Annotated in this window: 12 protein-coding genes; 2 read left to right on the top strand and 10 right to left on the bottom strand. The window is 68.7% G+C overall.

Annotated features, from left to right (window positions below):
* Window positions 1–105: 105 nt before the first annotated feature.
* Window positions 106–4056 (bottom strand): calcium-binding protein, encoded by a 3951-nt coding sequence (locus J3P31_RS01655; RefSeq protein ID WP_210526649.1) that lies wholly within the window; start codon window positions 4054–4056, stop codon window positions 106–108.
* 370 nt (window positions 4057–4426) lie between these two features.
* The gene (locus tag J3P31_RS01650; RefSeq protein WP_210526647.1) at window positions 4427–4750 is read right to left on the bottom strand and encodes a hypothetical protein; all 324 of its coding nucleotides are present in this window, start codon (window positions 4748–4750) and stop codon (window positions 4427–4429) included.
* A gap of 320 nt (window positions 4751–5070) precedes the next feature.
* On the opposite strand from J3P31_RS01650, the gene J3P31_RS01645 reads away from it, so the two are divergent.
* Window positions 5071–5445, top strand: coding sequence for a hypothetical protein (locus tag J3P31_RS01645; protein WP_210526645.1), 375 nt, complete (start codon window positions 5071–5073; stop codon window positions 5443–5445).
* 124 nt (window positions 5446–5569) lie between these two features.
* Here J3P31_RS01645 and J3P31_RS01640 read toward each other — a convergent pair whose 3' ends face one another.
* Entirely contained in the window at window positions 5570–5854 is a 285-nt protein-coding gene (locus tag J3P31_RS01640) for a hypothetical protein (RefSeq protein ID WP_210526644.1), read from the bottom strand.
* 572 nt (window positions 5855–6426) lie between these two features.
* Here J3P31_RS01640 and J3P31_RS01635 point away from each other — a divergent pair.
* Window positions 6427–6633: a cold-shock protein gene (locus tag J3P31_RS01635; protein WP_210526643.1), complete on the top strand. Its 207-nt coding sequence runs from the start codon at window positions 6427–6429 to the stop codon at window positions 6631–6633.
* A 143-nt stretch (window positions 6634–6776) separates the two neighbouring features.
* On the opposite strand, the gene nhaA is transcribed toward J3P31_RS01635, so the two are convergent.
* From nhaA to J3P31_RS01600, 7 genes are all read right to left on the bottom strand, one after another.
* Window positions 6777–8021 carry a Na+/H+ antiporter NhaA gene (gene nhaA / locus J3P31_RS01630; RefSeq protein WP_438270252.1) on the bottom strand — a complete coding sequence of 415 codons (1245 nt, stop codon included), beginning with the start codon at window positions 8019–8021 and terminating at the stop codon, window positions 6777–6779.
* Between the two features lie 101 nt (window positions 8022–8122).
* On the bottom strand, window positions 8123–8824 hold the full coding sequence (locus tag J3P31_RS01625) for a hypothetical protein (protein WP_210526641.1): 702 nt from the start codon (window positions 8822–8824) through the stop codon (window positions 8123–8125).
* Between the two features lie 405 nt (window positions 8825–9229).
* Window positions 9230–10912, bottom strand: coding sequence for a histidine kinase famiy protein (locus J3P31_RS01620; protein WP_210526640.1), 1683 nt, complete (start codon window positions 10910–10912; stop codon window positions 9230–9232).
* Window positions 10897–11283 (bottom strand): response regulator, encoded by a 387-nt coding sequence (locus tag J3P31_RS01615; protein WP_210526639.1) that lies wholly within the window; start codon window positions 11281–11283, stop codon window positions 10897–10899. Before J3P31_RS01615 ends, J3P31_RS01620 begins: the two co-directional genes overlap by 16 nt.
* 368 nt (window positions 11284–11651) lie before the next feature.
* Window positions 11652–12524 (bottom strand): aldo/keto reductase, encoded by an 873-nt coding sequence (locus J3P31_RS01610; protein ID WP_210526637.1) that lies wholly within the window; start codon window positions 12522–12524, stop codon window positions 11652–11654.
* A gap of 613 nt (window positions 12525–13137) precedes the next feature.
* The gene (locus J3P31_RS01605) at window positions 13138–13518 is read right to left on the bottom strand and encodes a response regulator (RefSeq protein ID WP_246849199.1); all 381 of its coding nucleotides are present in this window, start codon (window positions 13516–13518) and stop codon (window positions 13138–13140) included.
* Window positions 13519–14966: 1448 nt separating this feature from the next.
* Window positions 14967–15854 (bottom strand): LysR family transcriptional regulator, encoded by an 888-nt coding sequence (locus tag J3P31_RS01600; protein WP_210526635.1) that lies wholly within the window; start codon window positions 15852–15854, stop codon window positions 14967–14969.
* Between the last annotated feature and the right edge of the window lie 83 nt (window positions 15855–15937).

Genomic DNA, 15937 nt, shown 5'->3' with positions numbered 1-15937 from the left:
TAGCGGAATATCGCCCCCGGCCGCGCGATTTGACTACCCCTCGCTGGCCAAGGGCATTCGAGACCGAGGCGCCGCCACAAGGATCGCACGGGTTGGCGGGGTCGGTCAGAACAGGAAGATGTCCTGGTGCCCGACGACGGCCGCGTCCTGCAGGTCGGCCACCAGAAACAGCCCGCCCTTCGCGCTCCCGTTGCCGTCGAACCAGAGCGTGCGGTCCGTCGTACGGAAGATGAACCGGTCGTTGCTGTCCTGCGCCTGGTTGTCGGACCTGACCCGGAACTGCGACGCGGCGAGCACGCCCCCGGGGTCCAGCCCGCCCCCGAACCCCGCCGCGCTGATGCGGAAGCGGTCGTCCTCGCTGGAGGAGTTGAAGAAATCGAGGACGATGTCGCCTGCTTCGGATCGCTGTCGGAACTCGAAGACATCGTCCCCCAGCCCGCCGACCAGGCTGTCGCGCCCCTCACCCCCGATCAGGCGGTCGTTCCCCTTCTCGCCGTAGAGGGCGTCGGCACCCCCCGCCCCCATGAGCACATTCCCCGCGTTGTTCCCGACGACGAGGTTTCCAAGCCGGTTGCCACGCCCGTCGATGGCTCCGGCCGAAAGGTCGAGGTAAAGGTTCTCCACGTTCTCCGGCAGCGCGATGTCGACCGAACTGGAGATGGTGTCTCGGGTCCCGGCGCCCGCGCTTTCATGGACCGTATCCCCCGCCGCGTCGACGAAGTAGGTGTCGCTGCCCGTGCCACCCTCCATCCGGTCGGCCCCGCCGCCCCCCTCGAGTTGGTCCTTGCCCGCCCCGCCCAGCAGGACGTCGCGGCCCTCTGCGCCCCGGAGGATGTTGTCCCCTGAATTGCCTTCGATGCGGTTGTCCTGACCATTCCCGGAGCCGCGCAGATCGCCCTTCCCCGCCAGGACGAGATGCTCCACGTTCCTGGCCAGGGTCGTGCTGACCCAAGAGGTCACCCGGTCGATCCCGCCGCCCTTCTCCTCGACGGTCGCGTCGGGCCCGGTGATGACATAACGGTCGTCGCCCTCGCCCCCGACCAGGCGATCAAGGCCGCTCCCCCCCATCAGACGGTCCCGACCTTGGCCGCCGTAGAGGAAATCGGTTCCCCCGCCACCCTCCAGCCGATCGTTGCCGGTCCCGCCGATCAGGCGGTCCACGCCGTCTCCGCCCCGCAGAGCGTCCTGACCCTCGCCCCCGTCCAGCCTGTCGTTGCCGGCCTCCCCGGCGAGCCGGTCGCCGCCGGCCCCGCCGGACAGGTCGTCGGCCCCGCCACGGCCCTGGAGGATGTCGGCTCCTCCCAATCCGACGAGGGTGTCCGCATCAGCCCCGCCCAAGAGGCTGTCCGTCCTGGAGCCGCCGGTCAGGGCGAACCTCTCGAAGCCGGTGCCGACAATGTCGCCGTCGATCCGCACCCCCGTCCCCGTGGCGATCAGCCGCCCGCTCGCGGTCACCTGGAGAACATCGCGGCCATCGCCGCCGTCAAAGGTCCCGCGGGTCCCGGGGCCGGGAAGCAGGATCACATCGGCGCCCCCTCCGCCCTGCACGAGATCGCGCCCGCCACCGCCGTCCAGAATATCATCCCCCGCCCCCCCTCTCAGCGTGTCGTTGCCGGTCCCTCCCAAGAAGCTGACCCGCTCGAAGCCCGAGCCCATCAGGACTCCGTTGATCCTGGCACCGCCCCCGGAGGCGAGCAGGGCTCCCTGCCCGGCGACAGCGAGCATGTCCCTGCCCCGCCCGCCGACGATCTCCGCATCGGCGTTGATGGGCTCGCTCAACCTCACCAGGTCCGCGCCCCCGCCGCCGTGGATGAAGTCCGCACCGCCGCGACCGTCCAGGATGTCGTCGCCGTCGCCCCCTTTCAGCGTGTCCTTGCCCAGGCTGCCCTGGAACTCGAACTCCTCGAACTCCGCGCCGATCAGATGGCCGTCGGCAAAGGCCCGCTTGCCCGAAGCGACCAGACGGACCGGCGAGGACGCCGACAGGACCAGCCTGTCGAAGCCCGCGCCCCCATAAGCCATGTCGCCCTCCCCGAGGTCCTCAAGGCTCACATAGTCGGCGCCGTCGCCTCCATGGACGGTGTCGTCGCCGAAGGCGCCGTAGACGGCATCGTCGCCCGCGCCGCCGAACAGCCGGTCATCTCCTTCCCAGCCGTCCAGGAGGTCGTCGCCCGTCCCCCCATGGGCCAGGTCGTCGCCGAAATTCCCCATGAGGGTGTCGCCACCCCCATTGCCCCGCAGGATGTCGTTGCCGCTGCCGCTGTTGAGGTCGTCGCCGCTGCCGCCGCCCGAGATCTCGTCGTCGTCGCTGCCGCCATAGATCCTGAACCGCTCGAAGCCCTCGGCGACCGTTGCGCCATTCGCCAGCACGCGGCCATCCGAAACCACGAGCCGTCCGCTGCCGATGAACATCAGGAAATCGGAGCCGCCCCCACCGAACAGCCGATCGTCGGCCCGGCCGTAGGTCACGGAATCGTCGCCGCCCCCGCCATAGACGCTGTCGCGTCCCGGACCGGCCGTCAGGGCGTCGTTGCCGAGGCCGCCATAGACGGTGTCATCTCCACCCGAGCCGGGACCGCCGCCGCTGTCGCTCCAGCTGTCATTGCCTTGGCCGCCGTAGATGACATGGCCCGGCCCGCCTTCCAGGCCGGAGGTGCTGAACCGATCGTCCCCGTCGCCGCCGGACAGGACCCCGCCCCCGGCACTGCTGAGGTCGTCGTTCCCTTCGCCCCCATAAAGGCTGTTACTGCCGTCTCCGCCCGACAGCGTGTCATTGCCCGCCCCACCCGTGATGGTGTCCTCGGCGACTCCTCCCTGGATGCTGAAGGCTTCGAAGTTCCTTCCGACGACGCGGCCATCGATCACGAGGCTCTTGCCCGAGACGGCAATCGATCCACTGGCCGCGATCTCGAGCGTGTCGAAGCCCTTCACCCCGTCCGCTTCGCCGCCAGCCGCGCTCCAGTGCAGGCGGATCCGGTCCGCGCCGCTGCCTCCAAAGATCGTGTCCAGACCGTCGCCACCATCCAGCGTGTCGTCCCCTCGCCCGCCATAGATGAGGTCGTTCCCGACCTCGAACGCAGAGTCCCCGTAGATGGTGTCGCCGCCGCCAGCGCCGATCAGGGTGTCGTCACCCCCTCCTCCGGCCAAGGAGTCAGCCCGGCGCCCGCCCAGCAGGCTGTCCGCACCAGTGCCCCCTTGGACCGTGAACAACTCGATCCCGCGAACCGTTTCGACGCCGTTGACCGTGGCGGCCGTCCCCGCCACGGCAAGACTCCCGCTGACGTCGATCGACAGGCTGTCATTGCCATCGCCGCCATCGACGCTGTCTTCGCCGGTCACGCCTGTCAGGCTGTCGGCCCCGTCGCCACCATAAAAGCTGTAGGTTCCCCAGCTCCCGGTCAGGGTGTCGTTCCCGGACCCTCCGTACAGGACGTCGTTGCCCCACGAGTGCCAGTATCCGGCGCCGGACAGCCGGTCGTCGCCTTCGCCTCCGAACAGGGTGTCATCGCCGGCATTGCCGTTGAGGGCGTCATCCCCCTCCTGACCGAAGAGGACGTCGTTCCCGGCGGGCGCCCAACTGAATGTGCTGTCCCCGTTCAGAACGTCGTCGGCCGCGCCGCCATGAAGCCGGTCGTTGCCGCCTCCGCCGCTCAGGTGGTCGTTCCCGTCTCCACCATAGAGGTCATTGGCCAAGGCCCCGGCGATCAGGATATCGGCCCCTGCCAGGCCGGTCAGCGTCGCTGGCCCTTCCGCCGCAATGGTGATCGCGACGGTGGCCGTGGCCGTTGCGCCGCCCGCGTCGGTCACCCGGTACATGAAGCTGTCCGAGCCCAGGTAGTCCTCGTTCGGACGGTAATCGAACCCCAGCGAGTTGATCGACGCCGTGCCGTGAAGGGGTCCGGCGCCCCCGACGATCTCGGTGTCCAGCACGTCTCCGTCCGGGTCATGGAACCGGAGCTGGCAGAGGATGCCCGCCTCCAGTGATCCCAATGCTCCGTAATCCCAGGTCGCCGTCGCGACCACGACCTTGCTGTCGAATGCAACCGGCGCCGCCATCAGGGAACCCCGCTCACCACGCATCCGGATCCGGATGCCACACCGCACGTCCGGCCAAGGAGCTGAGTCTCCGGCTGGCGGCAGGCCAGGTGGACGCGACGCGTACGACGCCGGGGCCTGCCTCGGGCAATGAGTCTCCGGCCTTGTCCGGATACCAGACGATTGGGCCGAACTTCAGCGGCCTGCCGCCCGGACTGACTGGCAGATACCAATTCCATTCGGTCCTGAATGCAGAGGCTACAATTCAAACGATGCCCTGTAAACAATCAGGCCCGTTCGCTCCGCCTGAATCTCCGAAGGCTGAATTGCAAGATCGTGGAAGGCCGACACACGACAGCCATGTTTATCCCGCTGCGAAAGCAGTCCGACCCTATCTCGCCTCGAGGTCGAATTGGTGGCGAAGGGTCGGCATGTTCACCAGGATCGAGCGGAAGTGCCCGAAGCGGAGGGTTTCCAGTCGGTCGCCCGGCTGAACCGCCCCATCTGGAAACGCCACCACGACCGAGTCCCGCACCGGATGGCCCAGAAAGCCGATTCGACCCGCCTGGATCGTCAGGGGCGCTCCGAGGGCCATCTCGGACCCCGAGAATTCATTCAGGTGGAGCGTGGTCCGTGCCCGCACCCGCCACCCGAGAAAGCCACCGAGTGTGGCCGCATCCCGGACCCGGCTTGCATCGAAGGATGACCACGGCATGTCGAACACCCCGCTTTCGTCGCATCTCTTTGACTACGGGCGGAAACCGCCGCATCGGGGCCAGTCAGCAGTCGCCTTGGACGTCAGCCCTTACGCTCGGTCCGAAGTTGCAGCGAGTCTGCCGGCTCAGGATGGTCCTGTCGAGGACCATCTGACCTAAGGGCAACTCCTCCAGATCGGATCGATCGGAGCTGTCCGACCCCGACCACGGGCGGACGCTTGGCACCGACGCGCTCGACCGCGGGAACCCTGTCCCTTCCTCTCCGTTGGACGTCGCAGGGCCGCTAGACGCTCTGCCTGATCCCCACCTGAGGCTCCTGATGACGTCCTTCCGCTTTCCGATCCCACTTGCCCTTGCTGGCCTCGCCGGCCTGTTCACGCTGACGCTCAGCGGGGCCCCGGCCCAGGCCCAGGGTGTGATCGACCGTCTCCTGGGCGACGATCCCGGCCGGTCGGTGGCGCCGGCGGATCTCGTGGCGGCGAAGATCTGGGTCTACGATCCCCGGCAGAGCCTTGCCAACTTCCCCGAAGCGGAGATGCAGCCCGGCCCCCACATCCTGGTGATCGTCACAGCCAACACTCAGGTCCCCAGCATCGTGGTCCGCACCGAGTCAGGCGCTGAATGCAGCGCGGCCGCACGGTCCCTGACCAGCGTTCACGGCGGCGGCCTGGCCTACTGCCACCCCCTGAGCTGACCCGAGGCAGCCAGCCGGTCCCCTCGGGCACCAGAACGCGACACCGCGGCCGAGGATTCCCGGCCGCGGTGCTCAAGGTATCCGGACGGCGGAGCCCGTTGGCCTCGCCCTGATCCGCAGTGGTTCAGCGCGACCGGCTGGCTTGCCGCTTCTTCGCCGGGACCCGGGCGGCATTTGCCCTGTCCACCGCCTCCTTCTCGAGGCGCGCCTGCCGCAGCCGCGCGACATCGGCCTGCAACCGCTCCTTGGCCGCCTCGGTGATCTCACGGGCGACACGGGTGGTTTCGTCCGCCCGCTTCTCCGAAGGGGTCTGGGTCGGTCGGAATGCCGGAGTCGGCGGGACGGACGATTGGGTGTTCCTGAAGATGTCGCCGATCCAGCCATCTACGGTCCCAGGGGATTTCCTCATGCCTGCTCCTTTGCGTGTCGACGTGGGTGGGCGCGCCGCCGGCCATTGGACAACCGCCGCGTCCGTCTGATCTCGAGAATGGCGTCCAAGGGGGCTCCCGGTCGCGGGCGAGCCCGCAGGTCGCCAGCCGCGACATCGGGTGACACGCCCAGCAAGTCATTCTCCGTGGTCTTGGCCGCAAGGACGCCCTCGTGGCTCACCCATACGTGGAGCCACGGCAGAATGTTGCGAGGGGGAAGGCGCGCCCAATCGCATAAGGTCTCCACTTGACACGATAGTTTTCCAGAGCTGGATCCCGCGCTTGGGCGCGTCAGGGCCTGATCGCGGGCCACGGCTCATCGGCATGCGGGCCAGCCCGAGCTGCGGACAAGGCGAGGGATGCTCGGACCTTTCTGTTTCCGCAGCCGTGAGAAAGGTCTTGCTTTGTAGCGTGGTCCACCCCATGTATCCGCTGCGAACGTTACACTCCCTCGATCCGCTGTCTCCGTCACCGGCTTCAGTTCTCGTTGCGACACTGACCAAGCCGGGCTGCCGCATGTCGCGGGCAGCGTTCCTGACTAGGAGACATCACGATGGCCACCGGCACCGTGAAATGGTTCAACACCACCAAGGGCTTCGGCTTCATCGCCCCCGAGGGCGGACGCAAGGACGTTTTCGTCCACATCTCCGCCGTTGAGCGGGCTGGCCTGACCGGCCTCAAGGACAACCAGAAGGTCACCTTCGACATCGTGTCCGGCCGTGACGGACGCGAAGCCGCCGAGAACCTGCAGCTGGCCTAAGCTGGACCAGTCCGGCCGCAGCGTCGATCCTTGCGGTCGGATGCCCGGAATCCAGTCGAAGATCCCGAAAGGGGGTGGCGCGTCCACCCCCTTTTTTCATGCCCCGAGCGGTTGGTCTTTGCCATGCCGGCCGGGCGCAGGTCCTAGCGCACGGCGGGTTCGGGCGCCGGCACGTCCCGGGGCGCCACCCTGAGCACGCTCCAGCCCAGGAGCCCCGCGAGGAGCGAGCCGGCCAGGATGCCGACCTTGACCTCCTCCTGCAGGAGGGCGGAGTCGGCAAAGGCCAGAAGGCCGATGAATAGGCTCATGGTGAAGCCGATCCCGCACAGAAGGGCCACGCCGAGGAGCTGGAGGCGGCCCGCCCCCATGGGCACGTCGGCGAGCCCCAGACGGATCACGGCCCAGGCGCTGCCGTAGACGCCGACCAGCTTGCCCAGAAGAAGGCCGAGCGCCACTCCGAGCGTCAGATCGCTCGTCACCGCCTCCATCGTGAGCCCGGCAAAGGACAGGCCGGCGTTGGCGAACCCGAACACCGGGATGATAAGGAAGGTGCTCCACGGGTGGAGCGCGTGCTCCAGGCGGTGCAGGGGCGAATGGTCCGTGTCATCGGGGCGGCCCGGGAACGATCGCAGGGGAATGGTCAGGGCCAGCAGCACGCCCGCGATCGTGGCATGGACGCCCGAGCCCAGCACCAGCCACCACAGGGCCACACCAGGCACGAGGTAGGCCCAGAGCCGGGTCACGCCCAGGCGGTTCAGGAGAACGAGCCCGGCAAGGACGGCCGCCGCTCCGCCCAGATGCGGCAGCGAAAGGTCGCCCGAATAGAAGACGGCGATGATGAGCACCGCGCCCAGGTCATCGATGATGGCAAGCGCGGTCAGGAAGACCTTCAGCGACGTGGGCACGCGCGAGCCCAGGAGCGAGAGCACCCCCAGCGCGAAGGCGATGTCGGTTGCGGACGGAATGGCCCAGCCCCGGGCCGTGGTCGGATCGTCGGCATTGAAGAAAAGGAACACGAGCGCGGGCACCGCCATCCCGCCCAGGGCGGCGACACCGGGCAGGATGCGGCGCGACCAGGTCGACAGTTGCCCGTCCAGCACCTCGCGCTTGATCTCCAGCCCGACCACCAGGAAGAAGATCACCATCAGGCCGTCGTTGATCCAGTGGGCCAGGCTGAGCGGCCCCAGATAGGCGTGCAGCGCCTCGAAGTAGGCCGGCGCCAGGGGGGAGTTCGCCACGAGGATCGCGAGGGCCGCGGCCGCCATGAGGGCAATCCCGCCCGACGCCTGGCCGTCCAGGAAGGTCCGCAGCATCGAAAAGGGCCGCAAGCCTCCGCCGGGCGGGGGTGACGGCAACGGACGCGCGGTTCCGGGCTTTGGATCGGCCATGTAGCAGATTTCCTTCGTCAGTGAATGGTCGTGATCGGAACCCGGCCCGCTGTGTCCGGATTCGGCATGTCTGGCCGCCACGTAGGGCGGACTTTCGGCATTCAACGCTGCACGTCGTGACGCCACGCCCAGGCGGTCTGATCCACGAATGCTGAGGGCTCACCGACAGGCAAGCGCGCCTCCGGCCCAGCGAGCAGAGCCGGGTCGAGGCCCAGCAGGGCCAGGGTCCGATGCAACGCCGCGCCACTGTCCAGCCGCTCGATGTCCACCCCTTCGTGGCGCAGAGCCTGACAGGCTGTCGCCAGCGCATCGTGGCCCGCCCGGACAGTGCGCTCGATCGCCTGATACGCGCCGCGTCCAGCCCGGCGCCGGGAGACCACGTTCCGCACGCAACGCTCCAGGGGCACGTCGAGCCAAAGCACATGGAGCCGGCGCTCGCGGGCGGCCTGAGCCTGCGCCAGCACCGTGGTTCGCTCCACCTCCCCACTCAGCTGATAGCCTTCGATCAGCACGTCATGTCCTTCCGTGGCCAGAGAGCGCGCCAGCCGAAAGGCTTCGTCCAGGCCACCGTCCGTCTGGGGGATCGTGTCGGTCCCGCCGCGCGCGGCATCATAGTGGCCGATGACGGCCAATGGCCGCTGCCTCCAAGTAGGCGCGAACCGCCAGGCGATGGGGCGATGCCGGCCCTTGCGGCACACCGGCATGGCCGCCGCCCCGGCACGGCAGCTTGCCGCCATGACCTCGCGCACGAGCCAGGTCTTGCCCGCGCCGCTCGTGCCCCTTGGATTGATCACCAGCCCCATGCCTGTCTCCACGTTGTGCCGGACGCAGAAGCCATCGATCCCGAGCCCAATCGAGTCACGTTTCCAGGACTGGCCAGAGCTGGTTCGGGCCGAGCCAAATCCACGCGGCAGCACGGCGCGTTACCCCAAGACTGTGAGGATCGACCAAGAGCCCGGGACGACCTTGCGCGCCGCGCCGTCCTGTCCCTGCACGGTCGGCTCTCCGCGCAGGCCACCGTCAGCGCTGGGAGGCATCGGCCCACTTCTGGCATGAGCATGGGCGTGGCTTGGGGGATACCCGGCGCGCTCGCCCCGGTTGCAATCGGTCCGCCACCCGCACGACGCCGAAAGCATGGATCAGGCCCGCAGCTCGGGCGGGCTGATGGCCCGGGAACGCGGCAGCATGGCCGTGCGGCCGCCGCGGCGTTATCCTACGCCGGTCGGTCCATCGAGAACCTGACGCACCTTGGCGGCCAACTCGGAACGGCGGTAGGGCTTGTTGATGAGATCGAATTCGGAGCCGCCGGCGGTCTCGCGCTCGAAGCTCAGCTCGGCATAGCCCGTGGTGAGCAGCACCTTCAGCCGCGGCCGGGCCTGCCGCGCTCGGCGGGCCAGCATGACGCCGTTGATGCCGCCCGGCATGATCAGGTCCGTGAACAGCAGGTCGATGCGCTCGTCGCCCTCGAGGATATCCATGGCCTCCAGCCCGTCCGGGGCTCGCAGGACCTTGTAGCCGAAATCCTCGAGCACGGACTGGGCCAGCTGCCCCACATCCTCCTGATCCTCGACGATCAGGATCACCTCGGTCCCGGCGCGCTGATCCAGGGGACGAGGAGGCTGCGCGCCCCGCGGCTCGGGCGACTGCTGCACGGCGGGGAAGAAGAACCGCACGGTGGTCCCGTGACCCACCTCGGAGGTGAGCCGCATCATGCCGCCCGACTGCTTGGCAAAGCCGTAGGCCATCGACAGGCCCAGCCCCGTGCCCTTGCCCTGCTCCTTGGTGGTGAAGAACGGCTCGGTGACGCGCTTGAGGATCTCGGGCGGAATCCCGGTCCCGGTGTCGGTGATGGACAGCGTGACATAGCGACCGGCCCCCAGCTCACCGAAATGTCCGCGATCCTCGTCCGCGATGTCGCGCATCGCGGTTTCCACCATGATCCGGCCCCCGTTGGGCATCGCGTCGCGCGCGTTGATCAGGACATTGAGAAGGGCCAGCTCGGCTTGGGTGGTGTCGACCTTGGTGTTGGCCAAGGCCGGGTCGAGCCGGGTCTCGATGGCGATGGTGCCGCCGACCGTCCGCTCGATGAGGGGCTTGAAGCCTGCCACAACGGCGTTCAGGTTCACGAGCCGCCCGTCCAGCCGTTGCTTGCGGGCAAAGGACAGGAGCTGGTTGGTGAGCGTGGCGCCTCGCGTCGCGGCCAGGCCGATCGCGTCCAGCGCGGCCTCGGCATAGGCGGGATCGTTGGTGACGCCCTTGGCCTTGATCCCGTCGAGGTAGCCCAGGATCACCTGGAGAAGGTTGTTGAAGTCATGGGCGATGCCGCCCGTCAGCTGGCCCAGGCTTTCCATCTTCTGCGCCTGCCGGAGCGCGTCCTCCGCATCGCGGCGGCGCGACACGTCGAGCTGCGAGCCGAAGTAGTAGACCAGCTCCCCGTCCTGGTTGAAGACGGGCGACATGAACAGGGCGTTCCAGAACGCCGAGCCGTTCTTGCGGTAGTTCAGGATCTCGACCGCGATCTCGCGGCGCTGGTCGATGGCCTGCCGCAACTCGTCGATGACCGTGCGGTCGGTGTCGGGTCCCTGCAGGAGGCGACAGTTGCGGCCCCGGATCTCCTCGAAGGTATACCCGGTCATCTGCTGGAACGCGGGGTTGCAGAAGACGATCGGGTTGTCGGGCTGGCGCGGATCGGTGACGATCATCGGCATCCGCGTCGCCTCGACGGCGGCGAAGAAGATATCGTGCCGGGAGACGTCCTTCTCGATCGAGCTGTCGACCGCGACGGGTGGCGCGACCTGACCTATGGCGCCCGTCTCGGAGTCGAAGCCGCCGCCGGGGCCCTGGGGCTCGCCCGTCGGGCCGCCCTCGTTCACCCCTATGCTGGACGGCATGGCGCCCCTCGGGTGCCGAGTACGGTGGCCAGCGCAGCCGCGATCTGGTCCGCCTGGTAGGGCTTGGGCAACACCGGAGCATTGGCTAGCAGGGGCGGAACCTGGTCGCGGGCGTAGCCTGTGACAAACACCAGCGGCACCCCCCGAAGCGCCAGGATCTCGGCGGCCGGGTAGCTCATCTGGCCACGGAGGTTGATGTCCAGGATGGCAGCGTCGCAGACATTCACGCGGGCCAGTTCCCGCGCCTCGGCGAGCGTCGCGGCCCGCGCCGACACGGTCATGCCGAGATCATCGATCATGTCCTCGAGCAGCATCGAAATGATGGGCTCATCCTCAACGATCAGCACCCGTTTGCCAATCAGTTCGCTCATTCGGTGCCTCGCTCCCGATCTCATCCCGCCGCTTACGATCCAGAAACGACGATCCCACCGCGCACGTGGGGATCATGCAGACAACGAACCGAACGAAAACGCAACCTAGAGCCTAGTAGCTTCGCGCCAAGCGAGGAGCAAATCCGGGCTGCCGCGATGAGATGCCTCAGTGCCATGCCAGACCGGTCGGCAACCTGCGCCCTTCTTGCCCCGCGGTGGCCGGGATCGGCGGCCCTGTCACGAAGGGACGGAATCACTGACCGGTTGCCGTTCTGGATTCGCCGGCATCGCCGGTCGAGCCAACCGATGCGACGCCCTGCTTAGGCCGGTGCCCCTCCCCCTTCGGGCATGTCCTTCGGCGAGGCGGCTCACCCCGGCGAGGCGCGGCCCTGCCGGTCAAGGGCCGCGAAGTCCTCGTCCGTGAGTTCGATGCCGGCCGCGCGGACGTTGTCCTCCAGGTGGGCCACCTGGCTCGTTCCCGGGATCGGCAGCATCACGGGGCTGCGCCTGAGGACCCAGGCCAAGGCCACCTGACTGGGCGTCGCGCCCAGCCGTCGGACGATGGTGTCAAGGGCGCCGCCGGGCCGCGCGAGATCGCCCGCCGCCAGCGGGAACCACGGAATGAAGCCGATCCCCTCGCGTTCGCAGTAATCGAGGACCGCCTCGCTGCCCCGGTCCGCCAGATTGTAGCGGTTCTGCACCGTGGCGACGGGGAACACCTTCCGCGCCGCCTCGATGTCCTCGACGCCGCATTCGCTCAGGCCCGCATGGGCGATCAGCCCTTCGCCGATCATGTCCGCAATGACCCCGAACTGCTCGTCACGCGGCACCTTGGGATCGATGCGATGCAGCTGCCAAAGGCCGATCCGCTCCTGCCTGAGGCGGCGCAGGCTCATCAGCACGCATTGGCGAAGATATTCGGGCCGCCCGACCGGCGGCCACACGTTCGGGCCGGTCCGGGTCAGACCGCCCTTGGTGGCGATCAGCATGTCCGGATATGGCGCAAGCGCCTCGGCGATGAGATCCTCGCTCACGAAGGGTCCGTAGGAATCGGCCGTGTCGATGAAGTTGACGCCCAGCTCGGGCAGGCGGCGCAGGACCCGCAAGGCTTCCCCGCGGTCCTTGGGCTCGCCCCAGATGCCCGGGCCGGTGATCCGCATGGCCCCAAAGCCCAGCCGATGGACCGGGATCTCGTTGCCGATCTTGAAGACGCCCGAGGGGGCGGCGGATGGGATGTTCATGTGACCGGCTCCAAGATGAGACACGCCTGTGTGACAACGGCACCTGTGTTCCCGTGCGAATTTTGCAAGTCGCCATGGCCGTCAACCTCGAACGACACAGCACTCGGAACCCGCCGGACCGCGCAGAGCCGCCTTCCCGCGCGACCGTCCTGACAGGTCGGACCTCAGTCGCCGCAGCCTTCGATGCGCAGAGGACGCCCCCGGCTGGCCCGAGCGCCTCCGGGCCATCGGCAGGCACCGTGAAACCACGGTGGGCCGGATCGGGAGAGCGAAGGCGGCGAACTGACAACCGCCAGGGGTCGGCATGAACAAAGGTGCGTTCACCCAGGTCGGGTCAGGCGGGAACACGGCGCGCCGGAACTCTCCGCCCCGATCCGCGACGCGGCACGACCTGTCGACGAGACCGTGGGGCTGAAAGCCTGCCGGGGGCGCCTCGCACGAACTGATCCGTCAGGATCCTGCAAGGCCGCAGCTGGCCGGCATCCCCCTGGAGGGAAGGGCGGTCCCCTCCCATCATGTGGCCGGGCGTGGCACGCGTGCGGCACCAGCGTCGGGAGTCCGTCAGGATGCCGGGGCTTATGCTCAGGTCCCGGCCCGGCGCCCTGCCCCATTCTCAGACAGGGCGGAGGTCGCGTACGGCGACGGGCTTCTCGGCCCGGGGGACGCCGGCGTAGGCGGGCGGGATGGCGGCGGCCTCGTAGCCGGTCGCGAAGATGAACGGCACGCCCATGTCGCGCAGCCGGTCGGCCACGGGCCAGGCCATCTGGCCCTGGAGATTGATGTCGAGGATGGCCATGGAAGGCGGAGGACCGCTCTTCAGCAGGTCAAGGGCCTCGGCCACCGTGGGGACCGGACCGAGGATCTCGGCGCCCTCGCGCTCCAGCTCCTCGCGCAGGTCCTTGGCCAGGATGTACTCGTCCTCCACGACGAGCACGCGACGACCCCGGAACGGGGACGCGGCCCAGCCTGCGCTCGGCGATTCCATCTCAGGCATAGGCGTCCTCCCTGGCTGGGCCGCCCCCGCCCTGCGTGGACGGGATGGGCAGCGTGATGGCGCGCCTCGCACCCCCCCGGGCGTGAGCGCGTAATCTGTCTTGGCGCCGAGCCGATGCGGCAACACGGTCGATCAACTCGCGCCCATGACCGCGGCAACGTGGGACGAGGACCTCCCTGCGGGCCGCGCGGAGACCGTTGGGCTCCGGCCTGGGGACGGCCACCCCGATCGCGCGACGGTCGACCCGCAGCCGCTGCACGCCGTCCGCGCCGGGCCCAAGGTTGCGAATGACGTCCATCCGTCCCTCACGCCGGGCAGCGCGAGGCACGTCGGCATGTCCTGATATGGCCATATCGGCCAGCACGGACGCGGCCTCCGACATCCCCGCTGACAACGCCCGGGAACCCGACGGATCCCGCAAGCGCGCGCAGTGCCTAGCCCAAACGCGGAAGGCCAGGCGCTCCTCACGTTCGCGCAGGGCGGGCACCCTCTCGGTCGCCGCGAACACAACCGCCATGACCCCAGCCGCCGCGTCCGCCCGGTCCCGCGCCGGGCCGAAGGGGCCGGTGAACCACGCTGCCTCCGCGCGCCTGTCGGGGTCCGGCACCCTGTGCCTGTCCTCCACGGTCATCGCCTCGCCCGCGTCCGCGCGGGAATGGACGGGGCAATTGCAAATCAGCTGGCCGAGGACGCCGGGGGCCTTGGCTCTCGCGAGCGGAAGGAGGAGCGTTGTCGTCTTGGCCGAACCCCGCCCTACCGGGCCAGCATGATGGGATAGCCTCTGGCACGCGTCAGGTCCACGGCGGGGCGCAGGCTCCGCCACCAACCCGCACTCGTCCAAGCCGAGTGGCCGCCCAGGCGTGATCACGAGGGCGGCGGGCCATCTCGCTGTCGCCCTGGGCCAGCCCGGGGCGGCGTCGTACCTTGTCACAACCCAGCCCTTCACTGAACAGCGGACCAAGCCCACCTAACCAGGGGTGAGGCGCGATGTTCCCTGCGGGTGGGCATTTCTGATAGGGCTCTCGACCCGCCGCACCGCAGGGCGTGCGACAGGCTTTCAACAGCCCGGCCATTGGCCTGGGCCGGCATGCCGTGGCCTTTCGTGAGATCGATTCGGCCGATTGGACCCGCGCCCTCGCGCCCGCCCGCAATGACGCCCTTCCCACCCTGGACGCGCGGTCTCGGGCATCTCACGCCACAGCACTCCCACGTACCGGCCCCAAGCGCGTCCGGGCGGCAGCATCGGCCGCAAGCCCGACGACGGCCAGCACAGCAGCCCGGCCCCTCGCGCCAAGGTGATGTCGGACTCGGTCGGAACTGCCACATTCCAAGTTCCACCGAGACGCCGGGGCTCTCAGGACCAAACGTCGGGCCGCCGTGCCTGGGGCACGCCACGTCTCCGACGCAGCGGCCAAGGGCGCCAGCCCCGCCCAGCGGGCACCCTGGAGTCAGGGACGCACCTCACCAGCAACAGCGAGAAAGCCGGCCACGTAGTCCGTCCCGAGGTCAGACCGGCGCAGGCCGACGTTGATGCTCTTCTGGAGTCCCCCCGCTCCGATGCCGAGCGTGGCGATGGGCATCCCCACCGCCATCTCTCGCAGGAGCCAGTCCGGCAGCACGCTCACGCCGCGCCCGGCCACGACCAGCTGGAGCATCAGGTCGAGGCTTTCGACCGGCACCCGGCGTCCGGGGCGGCAGGCGGCGGGGATCAGGAAGCGCGTATAGATGTCGAGCCGCTCGATCGGGACCGGCACGGTGAGCAGATCCTCTCCGGTCAGGTCCGATGGCTCGACGAAGGATCGTCCGGCCAGCGGATGATCGCTGCGGACCGCCAGCCTCAGTTCGTAGTCGAACACCGGCGCAAAGTGCAGATCCGGCCCCGCCACCGGGTCGGGCGTGACGAGCACGTCGATCTCGTGGTTCTGGAGGGCGGCCACGCCATCGAAGCGGAAGGCCGACCGAACCTCGAGATCCACGTCAGGCCAGGCGGCCAGATAGGGCGCGGTCACCCGCATCAGCCACTTCTCGCAAGGATGGCATTCCATGCCGATCCGCAACGCGCCCCGTCGTCCGCGCGCGATGTCGGCCAGCACGCGCTCGGCGTGCTCGAGCTCGGGCAGGAGGCGCTCGGCCAAGTCGAGGAGATACGCGCCAGCCTGCGTGAGCTCCAGGCTCCGGCCCTTCTTGCGCCAGACCCGGACCTGATGGCGGTCCTCCAGCTTCGCGATGGCATGGCTGATCGCGGACTGGCTCAGGTTCAGGCGGTCGGCGGCGGCCGTCACGCTTCCTGCGCGGCTGACCTCCCGGATCAGGGCCAGATGCTGACGGTCGAGCATTATGCACATCCTTCATGCATGCATGAGATCATGCCATTTCTGCTCATGCTGGACCTCTGGTAGGCCCGGGTCAACGTCCCCTT

The sequence above is a fragment of the Rubellimicrobium arenae genome (assembly GCF_017916275.1).
Classification (GTDB): domain Bacteria; phylum Pseudomonadota; class Alphaproteobacteria; order Rhodobacterales; family Rhodobacteraceae; genus Rubellimicrobium; species Rubellimicrobium arenae.
This window is presented reverse-complemented; position numbering and strand designations above follow the sequence as displayed.

What these genes read in the sequence shown, in the direction of transcription:
- nhaA (WP_438270252.1), bottom strand. Translation starts at nt 8,021, where the DNA reads ATGGCCGATCCAAAGCCCGGAACCGCGCGTCCGTTGCCGTCACCCCCG.
- J3P31_RS01610 (WP_210526637.1), bottom strand. Translation starts at nt 12,524, where the DNA reads ATGAACATCCCATCCGCCGCCCCCTCGGGCGTCTTCAAGATCGGCAAC.
- J3P31_RS01615 (WP_210526639.1), bottom strand. Translation starts at nt 11,283, where the DNA reads ATGAGCGAACTGATTGGCAAACGGGTGCTGATCGTTGAGGATGAGCCC.
- J3P31_RS01635 (WP_210526643.1), top strand. Translation starts at nt 6,427, where the DNA reads ATGGCCACCGGCACCGTGAAATGGTTCAACACCACCAAGGGCTTCGGC.
- J3P31_RS01655 (WP_210526649.1), bottom strand. Translation starts at nt 4,056, where the DNA reads ATGGCGGCGCCGGTTGCATTCGACAGCAAGGTCGTGGTCGCGACGGCG.
- J3P31_RS01645 (WP_210526645.1), top strand. Translation starts at nt 5,071, where the DNA reads ATGACGTCCTTCCGCTTTCCGATCCCACTTGCCCTTGCTGGCCTCGCC.
- J3P31_RS01650 (WP_210526647.1), bottom strand. Translation starts at nt 4,750, where the DNA reads ATGCCGTGGTCATCCTTCGATGCAAGCCGGGTCCGGGATGCGGCCACA.
- J3P31_RS01640 (WP_210526644.1), bottom strand. Translation starts at nt 5,854, where the DNA reads ATGAGGAAATCCCCTGGGACCGTAGATGGCTGGATCGGCGACATCTTC.
- J3P31_RS01605 (WP_246849199.1), bottom strand. Translation starts at nt 13,518, where the DNA reads ATGCCTGAGATGGAATCGCCGAGCGCAGGCTGGGCCGCGTCCCCGTTC.
- J3P31_RS01600 (WP_210526635.1), bottom strand. Translation starts at nt 15,854, where the DNA reads ATGCTCGACCGTCAGCATCTGGCCCTGATCCGGGAGGTCAGCCGCGCA.
- J3P31_RS01625 (WP_210526641.1), bottom strand. Translation starts at nt 8,824, where the DNA reads ATGGGGCTGGTGATCAATCCAAGGGGCACGAGCGGCGCGGGCAAGACC.
- J3P31_RS01620 (WP_210526640.1), bottom strand. Translation starts at nt 10,912, where the DNA reads ATGCCGTCCAGCATAGGGGTGAACGAGGGCGGCCCGACGGGCGAGCCC.